Here is a 16,139-nt window from a genome sequence, read left to right as displayed (position 1 = left end):
CGCTGCGCTCGCGATGACGGACCGCGGCCCCGAGAAGTTAAGCCGCCGCCTTCGCGGCCGCCAGCTTCGGCGCCTGGGCGCGCAGGCCGAGCAGGTGGCAGATCGCGTAGACCAAGTCGGAGCGGTTCATCGAGTAGAAGTGGAAGTCGTTGACGCCCTCGTCCACGAGGTCGAGCACCTGCTCGGCCGCCACCGCGCCGGCCACGAGCCGGCGGGTCTCGACGTCGTCCTCCAGCCCCTCGAACCGGGCGGCCAGCCAGTAGGGCACCGAGGCGCCGGTGCGGCGGGCGAAGTTCGCCGCCTGCTTGAAGTTCTGCACCGGCAGGATGCCCGGGATGATCGGGATCGTGATCCCTGCGGCCCGGACCTTGTCCAGGTAGCGCAGGTAGATCTCGTTCTCGAAGAAGAACTGGGTGATCGCCTGGTCGGCCCCGGCATCGACCTTGGCCTTCAGGGCGTCGATGTCGGCGTCGAGGGAGGCCGCCTCGGGGTGCTTCTCGGGATAGGCCGAGACCGAGACCTTGAAGTCGCCAATCCGCTTGATCCCCTTCACCAGCTCTGCGGTCGAGGCGTAGCCCTCCGGGTGCGGCCGGTAGGCGTGGCCGACACCCTCGGCCGGGTCGCCGCGCAGCGCCACGATGTGGCGCACGCCCGCGTCCCAGTAGGACTGGACCACCGCGTCGATCTCGTCGCGAGAGGCGTCCACGCAGGTGAGGTGGGCGGCGGGCTTGAGGCCGGTCTCGCGGACCATGCGGGCGACCGTGTTGTGGGTGCGCTCGCGGGTGGAGCCGCCGGCGCCGTAGGTCACCGAGACGAAGCTCGGCTGCAGCGGCGCGAGGCGCTCGATGGAGTTCCAGAGGATCTTCTCCATCTCGTCGGTCTTCGGGGGGAAGAACTCGATCGAGACGCGGATCGGGTGGTAGCCGTCGCGGCTGGCGCGGTGGGTGGAGCGGCGCATCGGGGTCTCGTCCTCTATGTCGGTCGGTTCAGACGAAGTCTGCGGAGGTCAGTGTCTCAGGCGACGGCGCGCTGAGGCTGTTCTGTGTCGGTGTCGGCCAGCCCGTCCTGAGCCAGCCCGTCCTGGGCCAGCCCGTCCTGGGCCAGCCCGTCCTGGGCCAGCCAGAGGGTGACGGTGAGCTGGCCCGACTCGCGCGGCGTCAGATCGCGGGTGGCGACCGTCGCGAGGCCGGCCTCGGCGAGCCAGCCGGAGACCTGCTCGGCGGAGAAGCCGAGGCGCCGGTGGGCCTGCCCGGTGCGGAGGAATTCCAGCTCGTGCGGCGCGAAGTCCACCACCAGCAGGCGGCCGCCCGGCGCCACGAGCCGCGCGGCCCCGCGGAGCGCCCGGGCCGGGTCGTCGAGATAGTGCAGCACCTGATGGACCACGACGAGGTCGAAGCTCGCCCGCGCGAAGGGCGGCGCGTGGATGTCGCCCTGCCGCAGGTCCACCCTTGCCAAGCCCTGGCGCTCCAGGTTGGCCCGGGCGACGGACAGCATGGCGTGGCTCGAATCGAGCCCGGTGGCGCGGCCGGCCCGGGGCGCCAGCAGGCCGAGCATCCGGCCGGTGCCGGTGCCGAGATCGATCAGGCTGCCGATCGGGCGGTCGCCCAGGGCGTCGAGCACCGCGGCCTCCACGATCGCCTCGGGCACGTGCAGGGAGCGCAGCTCGTCCCATTTGGGGGCCAGCCGGGCGAAGAAGGTCGTGGCGGCATCCGCCCGCTGCGCCCGGACGGCGTCGAGGCGCGCGCGGTCCTCCGACAGGGGCGGCGCGGTCCGGTCGAGACCGGACAGGAGCGGGTCCGCCAGGCCGGCGCGGGCGTCGGACAGCCGAAAGAACGCCCAGGCCCCCTCGCGGTGCCGCTCGACCAGCCCGGCCTCCACCAAGAGCTTGAGGTGGCGGGAGATCCGCGGCTGCGACTGACCCAGGATGTCGGTGAGGTCGGACACCGACAGCTCCCCCTCGACGAGCAGCGCCAGGATGCGCAGGCGCGTCTCCTCCGCGGCGGCACGCAGGACGCCCAGGGCTTCCGGAAAGGGGATCGACCCCGCTTCTTGCCTGCGTTCGATAGACATAAAGATATGTTTATGTCCGTTTTCCCGCGGGCGCAAGCACGATCTTGATCGGGTCCAAGACGGCGCGTGACGGCTCCCGACGGCATTGCCGAACCGATGAGACCGAAGCGCGGCGGCGGCGTTGATGGCAGGGTCGATGACTGGATCGATGACAGGGCCGCGGACCGCGTGCCCGGGGAGGCACGCATGGCCGAGAGCCCGTTCCCGCAGATCACGCTGGTCCGCCACGGCGAGACCGCCTGGAGCCGGTCCGGTCAGCATACCGGGCGCAGCGACATCCCCCTGACGCCGGAGGGTGAGGACGCGGCGCGCACCCTCGCACCGCGCCTGGCGCGCCGCGCCTACGCGGAGGTGTGGTCGAGCCCGTCGGGCCGGGCGGCCACGACCTGCGCGCTGGCGGGCTTCGGCGACCGCCGCGCGATCGACCCGGATCTCGCGGAGTGGGATTACGGCGCCTACGAGGGTCGGACCACGAAGGCGATCCTGGCCGAGCGGCCGGACTGGCGGCTGTTCCGCGACGGCTGCCCCGGGGGCGAGACGGCGGCGGATGTCGGTGCCCGGGCGGACCGGGTCATCGCCCGGGCCCGCGCCCGCGACGCCGACCTCATCGTGTTCTCCAGCGCACACCTTCTGCGCGTGCTCGCCGCGCGCTGGATCGGCCTGGAGCCGCGGGGCGGCGCGCTCCTCGTCCTCGGCACCGCGAGCGTCTCGGTGCTCGGCTACGAGCACGACCGCACCGAGCCCGTGCTGCGTGCCTGGAACGGGTAGGCGCTAGCGCAGCCAGTACCCGTCGGGCGCCAGCGCCTGGGGCATCGGCTCGCCGAGCGCGTGGTGGACGATGCGGTCCACGGCGCGGACCATGGCGTCGAGGGGCAGGTCGTTGGGCTCGGTGCCGAACGGCTCCTCGAGCTCGTCCCCGAGGGCGTCGAGCCCGAAGAACGTGTAGGCCACGAGCGCCACCACGACCGGGGTCGCCCAGCCCAGGGCGCCGGTGAGGCCCACCGGGAGGAGCAGGCAGTAGAGCCACGCCGTCCGGTACACGAGCAACGTGTAGGCGAAGGGCAGCGGCGTGTTGGCGAGCCGCTCGCAGGCGGTGTGCACGCCCGACAGCGCCTCGATCCGGGCCTCGAGGATGCCGAACTGGATGTCGCTGAGCCGGCCCGCGCGCGTCAGCGCGGCGAGGTCGCGGGTGATGGCGGCCAGGACCGAGTCGGTGGGATTCGGGCCGGACAGGTCCGATCCCGGGCTCGTCCGGTCGACGGCGGCGGCCTCGTCCAGGTCGCGCAGCCGGGCGTGGAGGCCGTGCGCGAAGGCCGACAGGCGCCGGAGCTGGAGCGCGGCCTCCCGCTCGGGCAGCAGGGCCGGGAGGGCGCGGGCGAGGTTGCGCACCTCGCCGATCAGGTTGCCCCAGTGCTTCCGGGCCTCCCGCCAGCGCTCGTAGCAGGCGTTGTTGCGAAAGCTCAGGAAGATCGAGAGGGCGAGGCCGACCACGGTGAACGGCGTCACCCCCGCGCTGACCGGGAACAGCGCGGGCCACCGCGATTCCGCCCACACCACCGCGCACGAGACCGCGACGATCCCCGCGAGCTTGGGCGCCACCCGCGGCACGATCGAGCCGCGCAGGGTGAACAGCAGGGTCAGCAGGTTGGGCCGGGTGCGGACGATCATCGGGGCTTCGGCGGTGCGGTGCTGCCGTCCTGCCCTGCCCCCTCCGGAGCCGCAACCGACGTCTCTGTGAGCTCGGCAGTTCGATCGACCAAGGCTGGGCCGCGGACGGGTCTCAGACGGTCTCCGCCTCCCACAGCCACGCCGCGCCGCGCACGCCCGACGCGTCGCCGTGCAGGCTCGCCCGCACGGGCGTGTCGAAGGCGTCGGAGAAGACGTGGGGGGCGATCGCCGCCGGCAGGCCCGCGATCAGCTCCGGGATGCGGGACAGGCCGCCGCCGATCACGATCACGTCCGGGTCGAGGAGGTTCACCACCTGGGCGGCCGCGCGCCCGAGCCGCTCGAGGTGGACGGCGAGCGTCTCCCGCGCGGCCGAACTCCCGGCCCGGGCCTCGGCGACGACCGCCTCGGCGCTGAGGTCGCCGCCGTGCCGACGCGCGTGGTCCGCCGCCAGCCCGGGACCGGACAGCCAGGTCTCGACGCAGCCCCGGCGACCGCAGTAGCAGGGGGCGCCCGGCCGCTCGTCGTCGCGGGGCGCCGGCAGGGGGCCGTGGCCCCACTCGCCCGCGATGCCGTTGCGGCCGGTGAGCGCGCGACCGTCGAGGGCGATGCCGGACCCGACACCGGTGCCCAGGATCACCGCCCAGACCACGCGGGCCCCGGCGCCGGCGCCGTCGATCGCCTCCGACACCGCCAGGCAGTTGGCGTCGTTCTCGATCCGGAGCGAGCGCTCAAGGCGCGCGCCGAGATCGGCCGCGAACGGGTGTCCGTTGAGCCAGTGCGAGTTGGCGTTGCGCACGAGGCCCGTCGCCGGGGACAGGCTCCCGGGCATGCCGATGCCGACGCTGCAGGGCGCGCCGGCCTCGGCCTCGAGACGCAGGACGAGGTCGGCCACGGCCTCGACGGTGGCCCGGTAGGCGCCCCGCGGGGCGGGCATCCGCGCCTCGGCCAGGGTCGACCCGTCCCGGCCGAGCACGATCCCGGCGATCTTGGTGCCGCCGAGATCGATGCCGAGGCGCGGGCGACCCGCGTTCTCCGCCGCGGGCGATCCCATCACTCGGCGGCGGCGACCTTGCTGTCGGTGCCCATCGGCTGGGGCGACTCGTCGGCGATGTGGGTGCCGATGGCGACCGGGTGGGCCATCACCTCGTTGAGCTTGGCGACGTCGAGCTCGCCTTCCCAGCGGCTGACCACCACGCAGGCGACGCCGTTGCCCACGAGGTTGGTGAGCGCGCGGCACTCGGACATGAACTTGTCGATGCCGAGGACCAGGGTCATGGCGGCGACCGGCACCGGGCTGTTGGGGATCGCCGAGAGGGTCGCCGCCAGGGTGATGAAGCCGGCACCCGTGACGCCCGATGCGCCCTTCGAGGTCAGCATCGCCACCAGGATGATGGTGGCGTACTGGCTGATCGACAGGTCCACGCCCACGGCCTGCGCCAGGAACAGCGTCGCCAGCGTCATGTAGATGTTGGTGCCGTCGAGGTTGAACGAGTAGCCGGTCGGGACCACGAGACCGACGACCGAGTCCGAGGCGCCGAGGCGGCGCATCTTGGTCATGAGCTGCGGCAGCACCGTCTCGGAGGACGACGTGCCGACCACGATCAGCAGCTCGTCCTTGATGTAGGCGAGGAAGCGCAGGATCGAGAAGCCCGCGACCCGGGCGATCGTCCCGAGCACCACGAGCACGAACAGGATCGCCGTGATGTAGAAGGTGCCGACCAGCCACGCGAGGTCGTAGACCTTCTGGATGCCGTACTCGCCGATCGTGAACGCCATGGCGCCGAAGGCACCGACGGGGGCGAGCTTCACGACGATGCCGATGATCCGGAAGAAGATCTGGCCGGCGGTGTCGATCGCGTGGTTCACCGAGGCCGCGCGCTCACCGAGATTCGTCACCACGACGCCGGTGAGGATCGAGATCAGCAGCACCTGCAGCAGGTCGCCGGTGGCGAAGGGGTCGAGGAAGCTCTTCGGGATGATCGCCAGGATGTGGGCGACGGTGGAATCGGCGGCCGCCTTGCTGGCGTAGGTCGCGACCTTGCTGGCGTCGAGCTTCGACGGGTCGGCGTTGAAGCCGGCGCCGGGCCGGATCACCTCGCCGACGATGACGCCGATCAGCAGCGCGATGGTGGACACCACCTCGAAGTAGACCAGCGCCTTCAGGCCGACGCGGCCGACCTTCTTCAGGTCGCCGATCGACGCGATGCCGTGGACGATCGTGCAGAAGATGATCGGCGCGATCATCATCTTGATCAGGCCGATGAAGGCGTCGCCGAGCCACTTCATCGACTTGCCGGTAGCCGGGTCGTACCAGCCGAGCAGGACGCCGAGCGCGATGGCGATCAGCACCTGGATGTAGAGCACCTTGTACCAGGGCTCGCGGGGCGCTGCGGCGGGAGCCGTCGCCTGGATTGCCTGTGCCATGTCCATCCCGTGCGACGACCGCGCACCCTCCCGATTTGCCGGCACGCTAGCGACTATCACCCGGCGCCTCAACGGCTGCACGCTTATCCGCCCGGAACCATCCGTGACAAAAACCTGTCTTTCCCGGACGAAGATCTCTCGTATCCGAGAGCCGCGGACCCGCGAAAACAGACGGGCCGCAGCGCGATCTGCGCTGCGGCCCGGCCGTGCCTCGCGTCGTTGCGACGCGGGTCAGGTCTGCTGCTGGGTCCGGCGGGGGCGGACGGTCCAGCGCTCGAACATCGAGGCGGGATCCTCGCTCTTCCCGTCCTTGTTCTCGGCGGCGGGATCGGGCTGCTGGTGGATCGCCGCGCCGAGGGCCTGCGACAGGCTCTCGATGACGTCGTCGATGCGGGCATCCCCGTGCAGGGCGTCGCCGCTGCCGGATTGCGGGGCGGGCGTCTCAGCGGCCGGCGCGGCGTGCGCGGCCGCTTCCGGCGCGGGCTCCGGCTGCGGCTCGGGCTCGGGGTGATGCTCCGGGGCCGGCTCGGGCGGGCGCGGGGCGGCAGCGGCGGGCTCGGGAGCCGGCGGCGGGGCGGCGACGACCGGCGCGGCGGCGGCCAGCGCCGCGGGAGCCGCGGCCCGGCGCATAGCACCCATCGCACCCTCGTCGGACTCGGTGCTCCGGCTGCTGCTGCTGCTACCGTAACGGCCGAAGCCGAAGCGCGGCTCGATCAGGTCCAGCACCGCGTCCAGCGCGGCGTTGCTCAGCGCCACCTCCTCGGCCGCCGGCACGCCCTGGATGGCCAGGGCCGCCCGCTCGAAGGCCGGCTCGCTGCTGACCTCGCGGCCGAACCAGCTCGGGGCGTGGAAGCCGGCGGCCTCGCCGTCATCGTCGAAGGTGACGCTGATCAGGTCCAGGCTGCCGGGGGTGACGTAGCGGTCGATGGCGATCTCGCGCCCGCCGGCATTCAGCGTGGTGCGGTCGTAGGCGGCCTTGCCGGGGCACACGTCCAGCAGGGCGTCGCCGTGGGCGCGCGGGACGTCGGTGCGCTCCTCGACCGGGACTCCGTCCGGCCCCTTGTTCACCAGGACCAGCTGGCAGACCTGGCCGTCGACGCGCACGTAGGAGGCCCGGCCGCCCTGGGGCGCGAAGTGACCCTCGGTGATGCGGGCGCCACCCCGCTCCTTGCGGATCAGGCGGACCAGGGATGGTGCGACCAGAAATCGGCGAACGGTGCTCATGAACTCAAAACCCCTCCCGCTTGGTCGGCGGCGCGCCGATCCGGCGGACAGCCCTCAGCGCCGCCGGGCCGCACGGAAGGGGGCACGTGGAGCCGGCCCGCACGGCGTATAAGCTGACTGCCACGCCGTATTCGCCAGAGCCTGACCACTTCCGTCGCCAATCACCGGACAGCGACATCCTGAGACTATAGAGCGCTAAGCAAAAACGCGACGAAATCAAGACCGGATCCGGCCGAGGATCCGGCCCCGGCGGTCCCTGTCCCCGATATCCCGGCTTTCGCGCCGCGTTTCCGAACCCAGGTTAGCGGCCCCCGCGATTCATTCAGCCGGCTCGAAATTCATCGCCGCGCCGTTCATGCAGTAGCGCAGGCCGGTCGGCGCCGGGCCGTCGTCGAAGACGTGGCCCAGATGGCCCTTGCAGCGGGCGCAGTGCACTTCGGTGCGGACCATCCAGTGGCTGCGGTCCACCGTGGTCTCGACGGCGCCGTCGAGGGGCTCGAAGAAGCTCGGCCAGCCCGTTCCGGACTCGAACTTGGTGCCCTGCTCGAACAGCGGCTGACCGCAGCCGGCGCAGGTGAAGGTCCCGGCCCGCTTCTCGGCGAGCAGACAGCTCGTGCCGGCCCGCTCCGTGCCGTGCTCGCGCAGGACCCGGTACTGCTCCGGTGTCAGCGCCGAGCGCCACTCGGCGTCGCTGCGGGTCTCCGGGCTGGTGGTCGGCGTGTCGGCCATGGCGATCTCCCTTCTCGCCACGCTATATAGGGATCGCGCGCCCTATCCGGCAGTCCCGGAGGATGCCGCAGGGCGTCTCCGGGATCGGAGACGCGGCGTTCAGGCGGCGGCGCCGACGGTGTCGGCCATCCGCGCCCGGCGCGCGCCCATCGGCAGCGGCGCGCCCGTGGTGGTGTCGCGGGCGGTCTGGTGCTCCAGCTCCGCGTTGATCTCGCCTCCGAGCAGCACGATCGTCGAGGAGATCCAGATCCACGTCATGAAGCCGATCACGGCGCCGAGCGACCCGTAGGTCTCGTTGTAGGTGCCGAAATTGGCGACGTACCAGGAGAACAGGAGCGACGCGGCGAGCCAGAGTAGGCCCGCGACGACGCTGCCGAACCCGACCCAGCGCCAGCGGGCGTGCTCCCGGCTCGGCCCGAACCGGTAGAGCACCGACAGGCCGCCGAGCAGGACGATCAGGATCGCCGGCCAGCGCAGGGCCGCGAGCAGCCACGCGGTCGAGCCGAGGCCCAGGAAGTTCAGCATCACCGGCACGACGACGATCACGTTGAGCGCGACGATGATGAACAGCAGGGCGCCGACCGTGAAAGTGAGCGAGCGGAGGTTGAGCCAGAAGAAGTTTCGCTTCTCCTCCTCCTCGTAGACGACGTTCAGCGCGTCGAACATCGCCTTCATGGCCGCGTTGGCGCTCCAGATCGACAGGAGCAGGCTGGAGAAGAACGTGATGCTGAGGGAGCCGCTGCCCTTGGCGGCGATGCGCTTGACCTGGTCGCCGATGAGCTCGACCGCGCCGGACGGCAGGACCGCGTGCAGCTGGGCGAGGTGATCATTGATGACGGTCACGTCGGCGAAGAGGCCGTAGCAGGAGACCAGCGCGGCGATGGCGGGGAACAGCGACAGCAGCGTGTAGAAGGTCACCCCGGCGGCGACCGCCAGGACCCGGTCCTTGTTGAACTCCAGGTAGACCCGGACGACGATGTCCTTCCAGCCGGACCGCGTCATCTCGACGGGGCTGTCGGCGGCGCGGCCGCGCTCCGGCTGGGTCGCGGCGGTGAGCTGCGCGGCGCGCCCCGAGATCGAGCGCGCCCCCGCGGCGACGCCCTTCCGCAGGCCCCGATCGTCGCAGGACGGATCGCGGTCGAGCGGCGGCTCGTCGGCGGGGAGAGCCGCCGGCACGCGGCGCCGCGCCGGCGCCGCCGCGAGGGCGACCAGCGCCGAACCGAGCATCAGGATCCAGAGGATCGAGCCGCCCTCCGAGGGGCCGGTCGAACGCGACGGTGACGGGGGCATGGATCGGGGCCAGTGCGCGGAACTGCCGCGCTCGGGACTCCCAACGTCGTCGTGCCGCGGCCGTTCCGCGCGTCGCGCGGGGACGCCGCGGCCCTCCGCGCGTTGTGCTCGTTATGCGCGATCAGCCCCGACTCGGATTCTGCTGCAAGTTTGTCCTGGACGAGCCGCCCGGCACCCACGCCACCCTCAAGGCGGAGCGGGAGGCCACGCTGCACATGAACCTCACCAGCGTGACCATGGCCCATCTCACGAAGCTGGAGCCGGCCGCCCGGCGGGTGAAGCTCACCGGGCTCGTCGCCCACAACCTCGACGCCCTCGCCCGCCAGATCGCCTGGGTCGGGGCCCGGCCGCCGCTGGAGCGTCTCCTGCGCATGGCGAGCAACGTCCTTCCGGGCTACACCCACCCGATCGCGCAGCCGCTCTACGCCGAGCCCGAGATGGCGGCGCTGGTCGAGCGCGGCCTCGCCGAGGCCGGCGCGCTGGCCCGCCGGCTCGGGGTGCGCCTGAGCTTCCACCCGGGACCGTTCTGCCTGCTGGCGAGCCGCAACCCGGCGGCGATCGCCAACGGCCTGTCCGAGCTCGACTACCACGCCGAGATCTTCGACCGGATGGGCTACGGCGGCGGCTGGCATCCGCACGGCGCCCATATCAACATCCATGTCGGCGCGGGCGACCCGGGGGTCGAGGGCTTCCGCGAGACCCTGCCCCGGGCGAGCCGGGTGGCGCGCGACCTCGTGACGGTCGAGAACGACGAGAACGTGTTCGGCCTCGACGCGGTGCTGCGGCTCGCCGACCTCGTGCCCGTGGTGCTCGACCTGCACCACCACTGGGTCGAGAGCGGCGGGGAATATCTCGAGCCGGACGATGCCCGGATCGCCCGGGTGCAGGAATCCTGGCGCGGCGTCCGGCCCGTGGCCCATATCAGCGTGTCGCGCGAGGCGGTCTCCGCCGCCTGCGATCCGGACGCCCTGCCCGACTTCCCGGCCCTGCGCGCGGCCGGCCACGCGGTCCGGGACCTCGCGGCCCATTCCGACATGATGTGGAACCGGGCGGTGAACGACCTCGTCGCCCGGCACCTCGCCTGGGCGGATTTCGAGATCGAGGCCAAGGCGAAGAACCGCGCCTCCGTGCAGATCGCCCGACACATCCTGGCCCTCGAGGGGGCGGCGCCGATCGCGGCCGAATGACGGGACGGTCTCGACGCGTCCGCCGGTCCGCACTAGGCATCCCGGTATGAAGACCGCCGACTGCGACATCCTCATCGTCCCGGGGCTCGGGGGCTCCGAGGAGGACCATTGGCAGGCCCGCTGGGCGGGCCGCCTCGCCACCGCGCGCGTGGTCGAGCAGGACCAGTGGCACGAACCGACCCCGGAGGCGTGGTGCGGCCGCATCGCCGAGGCGGTCGCGGCGGCGACGCGGCCGGTCATCCTGATCGCCCACAGCCTCGGCGTGGTGGCGTGCGTCGAGGCGGTGCCGCGCTTTCCCGCGGGGGTGGTGCGCGGCGCCCTCCTGGTGGCGCTCCCGGACGTCGAGGAAGCGCCGGGCCTGCCCGACGCGGTCCGGGCCTTCGCGCCGGTGCCGCGCGATCCCCTGCCCTTCCCGGCCCTGCTGGTCGCCAGCCGTACCGACCCGTACTGCCGCTACGAGCGGGCGGACGACTTTGCCCATGCCTGGGGGGCGCTCACGGTCGACGCGGGCGAATCCGGCCACCTCAACGTGGCGAGCGGGCACGGCCCCTGGCCCGAGGGACTGATGCGGCTCGCCGGGTTCCTGAAGGGGCTCTGAGCCTGCGAGCCCTGCGGCGCGCGAGGACGATCGGCGTCCCCGGGGCTCGGCGGGATGGGACCGGCACGGGTCGTATTAACGCGCTGTTTACCACCGCCCTCTTCAGTGGCGGCACGGGCGGTCCTTCGTCCCGAAGCCGCCCCTGGAGAGCACCGTGACGCGCAAAGAGCTTCTCGAACGACTCGAAGCGGTGCAGACCGCCCTCGGCCCCCGGGCCCAGAGCAACTTCAACAGCTCGCTGTTCAACGACGTGACGCTGCTCAAGCGGATCGAGGCCTTCGAGGCCAAGCTCGGCGAGCCCGAGAAGCCGAAGACCGCCGACTACACCGGCAACATGTTCTCGCGCATCGCCAACCGCCGCGCCGCCGCGGGCGCCAAGTAGCCCCGCCCCTATTTCGGCTCGGCCTCGGCCGAGCGCAGCAGCTCGCCGGCGACGTCGGCGAGCCGCGGCGGGGCCTCCCGCACGAACGGCAGCGGCCGGCAGACGTTGAGCGCCGCGAGCCCGAACCGGGCGGTCATCAGCCCGTTGAGCACGCCCTCCCCCAGCTTGGCGGAGACCCGGGCGGCGATCCCGAGCCCCAGAACCTGCTGCATCACGCTCTCGCCCACCGCCATGCCGCCGGTGACCGTGAGATGCGCGAGCGCCGCGCGCCCCAGTCGCAGGAAGCCCAGGAAGCCCGGCCGGCCGCCGTAGATCGCGGCAATCTGGCGCAACAGCCGCACCGCCGCGAACACCACGAAGGCCACGTCGACGATCGCCCGCGGGCTCAGCGCCGTCACCGCCGAGACCTGCTTGGCCGTCGTCGCGATGGCGTTGCGCGCCTGCCGGTCGAGGCCGGCGAGCAGTTCGTGCTCGGCCAGGCCGATCCGGTCGTCGACGTCGAGGATCGCGTCGGCGGCCGCGTCGATCCGGGCGCGGCCCGCCGACAGGGCGTCGCGGTCCGCGTAGAAGGTCGAGAGCGCCTGCACCACCGCCTGCGCGCCGGTGTGGTCGCGGGTGGCGAGGGCGTCCAGCGCCGACTGGCGCAGCCGCTCGATCTTGCGCTCGCGCCGCAGGCCGGCGAGTTCCCGCACCACGATCGCCAGCAGCGCCAGCGCGGCGAGGCCCAGCAGCGCGAGGGCGACCCAGCCGAGCCAGGGGGCGGCCTGGAACAGGTCGCTGATCATCCGCTCGACCGACAGGCCGACGCCCAGGGAGACGAGGCCGCCCACCGCCGAGAAGAACAGGGCGCCCCAGGGCGAGCGCGAGCGCGGCGCCACCGGAACGGCGACGCCGTCGGCGGCGTCGAGGATCTCGAAGGGTTCCTCGACGATCCGGGCCTGCGGCGGCCGGGGCCCGAGCGGCGTCGTGGTCACGCTCGGCTCGCCGACCGGTTCGGGGCTGATCCGGAAGGCGCGGGGTTTCTGGCCGGAGGTCATGGTCGCGGGCTCCGCATCGCACACATCGTCACGCCAGCCGGTCGCCGATCAGGAACTGCATCGCCCGGTCGAGCCGGATCTGCGGCAGGTGCCCCGCGCGGCCGAGCCCGTCCGGGCGCACCAGCGGCGGCCGGAAGCGCGGGAAGCGCAGCGAGCCCGGCTCGACCGCGCCCTCCAGCACCGCCTCCGCGCGGGCCGGCAGCTCGCCCGGGAAGATCGCGGCCTCGCTGTTGCCGTCGAAGACCTCGTCGCCAACCACCTCGCCGGCTTCCGGCGTGCCGGCCACCGCCCGCAGCGTCTCCGACCCGTCGTGGACGGTGGTCTCGCGGGTGGCGCGCACCGAGGCGAGCGCCACCGTACCGACCCGGGCGCCCGCGGCCTCGGTCCGCCGCATGGCCCGCGACACGAGCAGCCGCAGCAGCGCGTCGAGCCGGTCGTGGCTCGTCTGGTGGAGATGGTCGGCCTTGGTGGCGGCGAACAGCACGCGGTCGGCCCGTGGCGCGAACAGCCGCGACAGCACCGTGTTGCGGCCGATGTTGAGGCTGAGCAGCACCGCGTCCAGCGCCTCCTCCAGCTCAGCCAGGGCGGTCGGCCCGGCATCGACCGCCGACAGGACGTCCACCAGCACGATCTGCCGGTCGACCCGCTGGAAATGGTCGCGGAAGAACGGCGTCACGACCTTGGCCTTGTAGGCCTCGAAGCGCCGCTCCATCAGCCCGGCGAGGCTGTCGGGGGCGATCGTCTCGGTGAGCCGGTCGAGGGGCGCGAAGGTGAGCGCCGGGGAACCCGCGAGGTCGCCCGGCATCAGGAACCGGCCCGGGGGCGTCGTCGCCACGGCTTCGGGGCCGGCGCGCAGGCCCGCGAGGTAGGTCTTGAAGGCGTCGCTCGCCCGCTCGGCCGCGACCTCGTCGAGGGGGCCGTTCGGGTCGAAGCCCTTCAGCGCCTCCAGCCAGGGCGCCGCCACGGCGGCGCGGCCGGGCCGGCGGGTGCCGCCGATCGTGGCCCGGGACCACGCCGTGTAGCTGGTCTCGATCAGCGCGAGGTCGAGGAGCCACTCGCCCGGGTAGTCGACCACGTCCAGCATCAGAGTCGCGGGGCCGGTGCGCCAGCCGGCGGCGCGCTCGTAGGCGATCTCCAGGCGGAACTGGCTGATCCGGTCGGTGGAGCGCGGCCAGCGCCGCGCCTCGGTGAGCGTCGCGAAATGCTCCTCGAAGGGGAAGCGCGGCACGTCGTCGTCGGGCTGGGGCACCAGCTTGGCGCGGCGCAGGCGGCCCTCCTGCGCGGGCGCGAAGGCCGGCAGCGCGTGGGTCTCCACGAGATGGTGGATCAGCGCCGTGGTGAACACGGTCTTGCCCGAGCGCGCGAGCCCGGTCACGCCCAGCCGCAGGGTCGGCTGGACCAGCAGGTCGTGCGAGGCTTCGGCGAAGGCTTTGACGGCCGAGCCGGCGCGCGCGGCAAGGTCGATCAGGGGCACGGGCGGGCTCGTGGTGAGGGGAACGGGCCGGGCAGAGGTGGCGCGGGCGGGCCGGAACCGCAAGGCTTGCCGCCCGGGAAGCCGCCCCTAGGGCGGCGCGGTGTTGGCGGCCGGCGTGGGCGGCTTCAGCCGGGCGATCGCCCCGGCGACGAGGTCCGGGCCGGCGCGCAGCGTGCCGAGCTCTACCGCCGACATCGCCAGCATCACGGGCGCCAGATTGGCGCGCGGCGTGCCGTCCGGCCCGAACAGGTCGAGGTCGTCGCCGGGCTTCAGGCCGACGCTGGCGCTGATGCGGTTGGCGTAGGCCTGGATCCGGACCTCGTCGCCGGTGCAGAGCGGAGCCGGCAGGCGCAGGTCGAGGACCGGCAGGCCGGCCGCGATCGCCGGCAGCAGCGCGGATTCTGCGACCATCCGGTCGGCACTCGGGACGCGACTTGGCTTCCGGTCGAGCAGCGCCGACGGGTCGGCGACGCTCCCGGCCGGGCGGCCGGTGGAGGCGGAGATGCCCGCGGCGATGTCGGGAACCGGCTGGAGCATCGCCACCCGCGGGATGGCGACCGGGCGCCGGGTCGGGCGGCCGGCCATCCGGGCGAGCGGCGACCAGGGCTGCACCCGCAGGGCCGCCCGGCCCCGCGGCGCGCCGCCGGGGCGGTGCGCGGCGAGGTAGCGCGCCCGCAGGGTCCGCCCGAGGCCGCGGGGCGCGAGGGCCGCCGAGACGACCGGCGCCGCTACCGCCCGGCCCGGCCGCGCGGGCGCGGCGCCGACGCGGCACTCGGCCGGCGCCCAGCGGCGCACGATGGCCAGCGCCGTGCGACGGCCGTAGTCGCGGTAGTAGCGCCGCAGCAGGTTCGCGGCGGCGTCGGCGCCGTCGTCGAGGGTGGCGAAGGCGGTGTGGCCCTCCCCGTCGGCGCCGATCTCGCCGGACCAGCGGGCGGACTTGATGCACCAGCCATTGTTGAGCCGCACGCAGCGGGCGACGTAGGGCGGGTCGTCCGCCAGCGAGGCCGTGATCGCCAGCGCCCGCGGCGTCAGCTGCGCGCCGGTCTGGGCGTTCCAGTTGGACACGGAGCGGGTCGCGGGGTCGAAGCGCGGGGGCCGGCTGTCCGCCGGGGCGGCGACCGTCGCGCGGGGCGGAAGGGCGCGCGCGAGGGCGTCCGCGCCGGCCTCGGCGCTCGGCACCAGGGTCGTGATCAGGATGAGCGCGTTCAGCAGCACGCGGTCGGGCCTTCGTGGCGGCGGACGGCCTGGATGCCGACGCGCGTCACGGGTTCAGGACCTTGAGCGCGGCCTCGTGCAGCCGCGGGTCGCCGGCCGCGATCACGCGGCCGCCGCCGGCGGCGGAGCCGCCGTCCCAGGCGGTGACCCGTCCCCCCGCCCCCTCGACGATCGGGATCAGCGCGACGATGTCGTAGGGCTTCAGCCCGGCCTCGACCACGAGGTCGATCTGGCCGGCGGCCAGCATGCAGTAGGCGTAGCAATCCGCGCCGTAGCGGGACATTCGCACCTGGCCTTCCAGCGCCCGGAAGCGCTCGGCCTCGTCGCCGGCCGCGAACAGCCGGGGATCCGTGGTCGCCAGGATCGCCTGGGCGAGGTCACCGCAGCGGCGGGTGCGCAGGGTCCGCTCGCCCGCCGGCGCGCGGAGCTTGGCGCTGCGCCCGTCCCCGGTGAACCGCTCCGCGAGGTAGGGCTGGTGCATCATCCCCCGCACCGGCACGCCGTTTCGGGTCAGCCCGATCAGGGTGCCCCAGGTCGGCAGGCCGCCGATGAAGGCGCGGGTGCCGTCGATCGGGTCGAGGACCCAGACGCACTCGGCGTCGGTGCGCTCCGCGCCGAACTCCTCGCCGAGGATGCCGTGGCCCGGGAAGGTCTGGCCGATCATCGCCCGGAGGACGACCTCGGCGGCCCGGTCGGCCTCGGTGACCGGATCGAACGGCGCCCCGCCGCGGGCCTTGTCGTCCAGGCCGAACTGGGCGCGGAAGAACGGCAGGATCGCCTTCCCGGACGCGTCCGCGAGGTCGTCCATGAACCGGCCGAGTTCGACGACGCTCATCCGTTC

At 73.2% G+C, this 16,139-nt stretch carries 16 protein-coding genes; 4 read left to right on the top strand and 12 right to left on the bottom strand.

The features are described 5' to 3' along the window. Positions 1-37: 37 nt before the first annotated feature. On the bottom strand, positions 38-958 hold the full coding sequence (metF, locus tag ACQKQD_RS06260; protein ID WP_020095368.1) for a methylenetetrahydrofolate reductase [NAD(P)H]: 921 nt from the start codon (positions 956-958) through the stop codon (positions 38-40). 56 nt (positions 959-1,014) lie between these two features. Continuing rightward, positions 1,015-2,070 (bottom strand): ArsR/SmtB family transcription factor, encoded by a 1,056-nt coding sequence (locus ACQKQD_RS06255; protein WP_427507795.1) that lies wholly within the window; start codon positions 2,068-2,070, stop codon positions 1,015-1,017. A 186-nt stretch (positions 2,071-2,256) separates the two neighbouring features. Here ACQKQD_RS06255 and ACQKQD_RS06250 point away from each other — a divergent pair, with 186 nt between their 5' ends. Next, positions 2,257-2,838, top strand: coding sequence for a histidine phosphatase family protein (locus ACQKQD_RS06250; protein ID WP_427507794.1), 582 nt, complete (start codon positions 2,257-2,259; stop codon positions 2,836-2,838). A gap of 3 nt (positions 2,839-2,841) precedes the next feature. Here ACQKQD_RS06250 and ACQKQD_RS06245 read toward each other — a convergent pair whose 3' ends face one another. The 6 genes from ACQKQD_RS06245 to ACQKQD_RS06220 all read right to left on the bottom strand — a co-directional run bounded on the left by ACQKQD_RS06245 (position 2,842) and on the right by ACQKQD_RS06220 (position 9,405). Then, on the bottom strand, positions 2,842-3,738 hold the full coding sequence (locus ACQKQD_RS06245; protein WP_427507793.1) for a bestrophin family protein: 897 nt from the start codon (positions 3,736-3,738) through the stop codon (positions 2,842-2,844). Between the two features lie 112 nt (positions 3,739-3,850). Continuing rightward, positions 3,851-4,789 carry an ROK family protein gene (locus ACQKQD_RS06240; RefSeq protein WP_427507792.1) on the bottom strand — a complete coding sequence of 313 codons (939 nt, stop codon included), beginning with the start codon at positions 4,787-4,789 and terminating at the stop codon, positions 3,851-3,853. Beyond that, entirely contained in the window at positions 4,789-6,162 is a 1,374-nt protein-coding gene (locus ACQKQD_RS06235; protein ID WP_026605282.1) for a dicarboxylate/amino acid:cation symporter, read from the bottom strand. Before ACQKQD_RS06235 ends, ACQKQD_RS06240 begins: the two co-directional genes overlap by 1 nt. 231 nt (positions 6,163-6,393) lie before the next feature. Further along, positions 6,394-7,386, bottom strand: a complete 993-nt coding sequence (locus ACQKQD_RS06230; RefSeq protein ID WP_354456038.1) for a hypothetical protein — start codon at positions 7,384-7,386, stop codon at positions 6,394-6,396. 318 nt (positions 7,387-7,704) lie between these two features. Further along, a complete protein-coding gene (gene msrB, locus ACQKQD_RS06225; protein ID WP_020095375.1) occupies positions 7,705-8,115 on the bottom strand; it encodes a peptide-methionine (R)-S-oxide reductase MsrB in 411 nt (136 codons plus the stop codon). 99 nt (positions 8,116-8,214) lie between these two features. Then, positions 8,215-9,405, bottom strand: coding sequence for a YihY/virulence factor BrkB family protein (locus ACQKQD_RS06220; RefSeq protein ID WP_091680380.1), 1,191 nt, complete (start codon positions 9,403-9,405; stop codon positions 8,215-8,217). A 113-nt stretch (positions 9,406-9,518) separates the two neighbouring features. On the opposite strand from ACQKQD_RS06220, the gene ACQKQD_RS06215 reads away from it, so the two are divergent. From ACQKQD_RS06215 to ACQKQD_RS06205, 3 genes are all read left to right on the top strand, one after another. Beyond that, positions 9,519-10,592: a UV damage repair endonuclease gene (locus ACQKQD_RS06215; protein WP_020095377.1), complete on the top strand. Its 1,074-nt coding sequence runs from the start codon at positions 9,519-9,521 to the stop codon at positions 10,590-10,592. A 46-nt stretch (positions 10,593-10,638) separates the two neighbouring features. After that, on the top strand, positions 10,639-11,190 hold the full coding sequence (locus ACQKQD_RS06210) for an RBBP9/YdeN family alpha/beta hydrolase (RefSeq protein WP_042675936.1): 552 nt from the start codon (positions 10,639-10,641) through the stop codon (positions 11,188-11,190). 154 nt (positions 11,191-11,344) lie between these two features. Next, positions 11,345-11,572: a hypothetical protein gene (locus tag ACQKQD_RS06205; RefSeq protein WP_012319110.1), complete on the top strand. Its 228-nt coding sequence runs from the start codon at positions 11,345-11,347 to the stop codon at positions 11,570-11,572. 8 nt (positions 11,573-11,580) lie between these two features. Here the strand turns inward: ACQKQD_RS06205 and ACQKQD_RS06200 are convergent, their stop codons facing one another. From ACQKQD_RS06200 to hisN, 4 genes are all read right to left on the bottom strand, one after another. Beyond that, positions 11,581-12,609, bottom strand: a complete 1,029-nt coding sequence (locus ACQKQD_RS06200; RefSeq protein ID WP_427507791.1) for a YcjF family protein — start codon at positions 12,607-12,609, stop codon at positions 11,581-11,583. Positions 12,610-12,637: 28 nt separating this feature from the next. After that, on the bottom strand, positions 12,638-14,083 hold the full coding sequence (locus ACQKQD_RS06195) for a YcjX family protein (RefSeq protein WP_056532408.1): 1,446 nt from the start codon (positions 14,081-14,083) through the stop codon (positions 12,638-12,640). Between the two features lie 87 nt (positions 14,084-14,170). Continuing rightward, positions 14,171-15,298 carry a hypothetical protein gene (locus tag ACQKQD_RS06190; protein WP_427507790.1) on the bottom strand — a complete coding sequence of 376 codons (1,128 nt, stop codon included), beginning with the start codon at positions 15,296-15,298 and terminating at the stop codon, positions 14,171-14,173. 46 nt (positions 15,299-15,344) lie between these two features. After that, complete coding sequence (gene hisN / locus ACQKQD_RS06185; RefSeq protein WP_012319114.1) at positions 15,345-16,133, bottom strand: histidinol-phosphatase; 789 nt, start codon at positions 16,131-16,133, stop codon at positions 15,345-15,347. Positions 16,134-16,139 lie beyond the last annotated feature (6 nt).

Source organism: Methylobacterium sp. NPDC080182 (assembly GCF_050281105.1).
Lineage (GTDB): Bacteria > Pseudomonadota > Alphaproteobacteria > Rhizobiales > Beijerinckiaceae > Methylobacterium.
The sequence above is the reverse complement of the archived record's forward strand: the minus strand, read 5'-3'. Positions and strand labels throughout refer to the sequence as shown.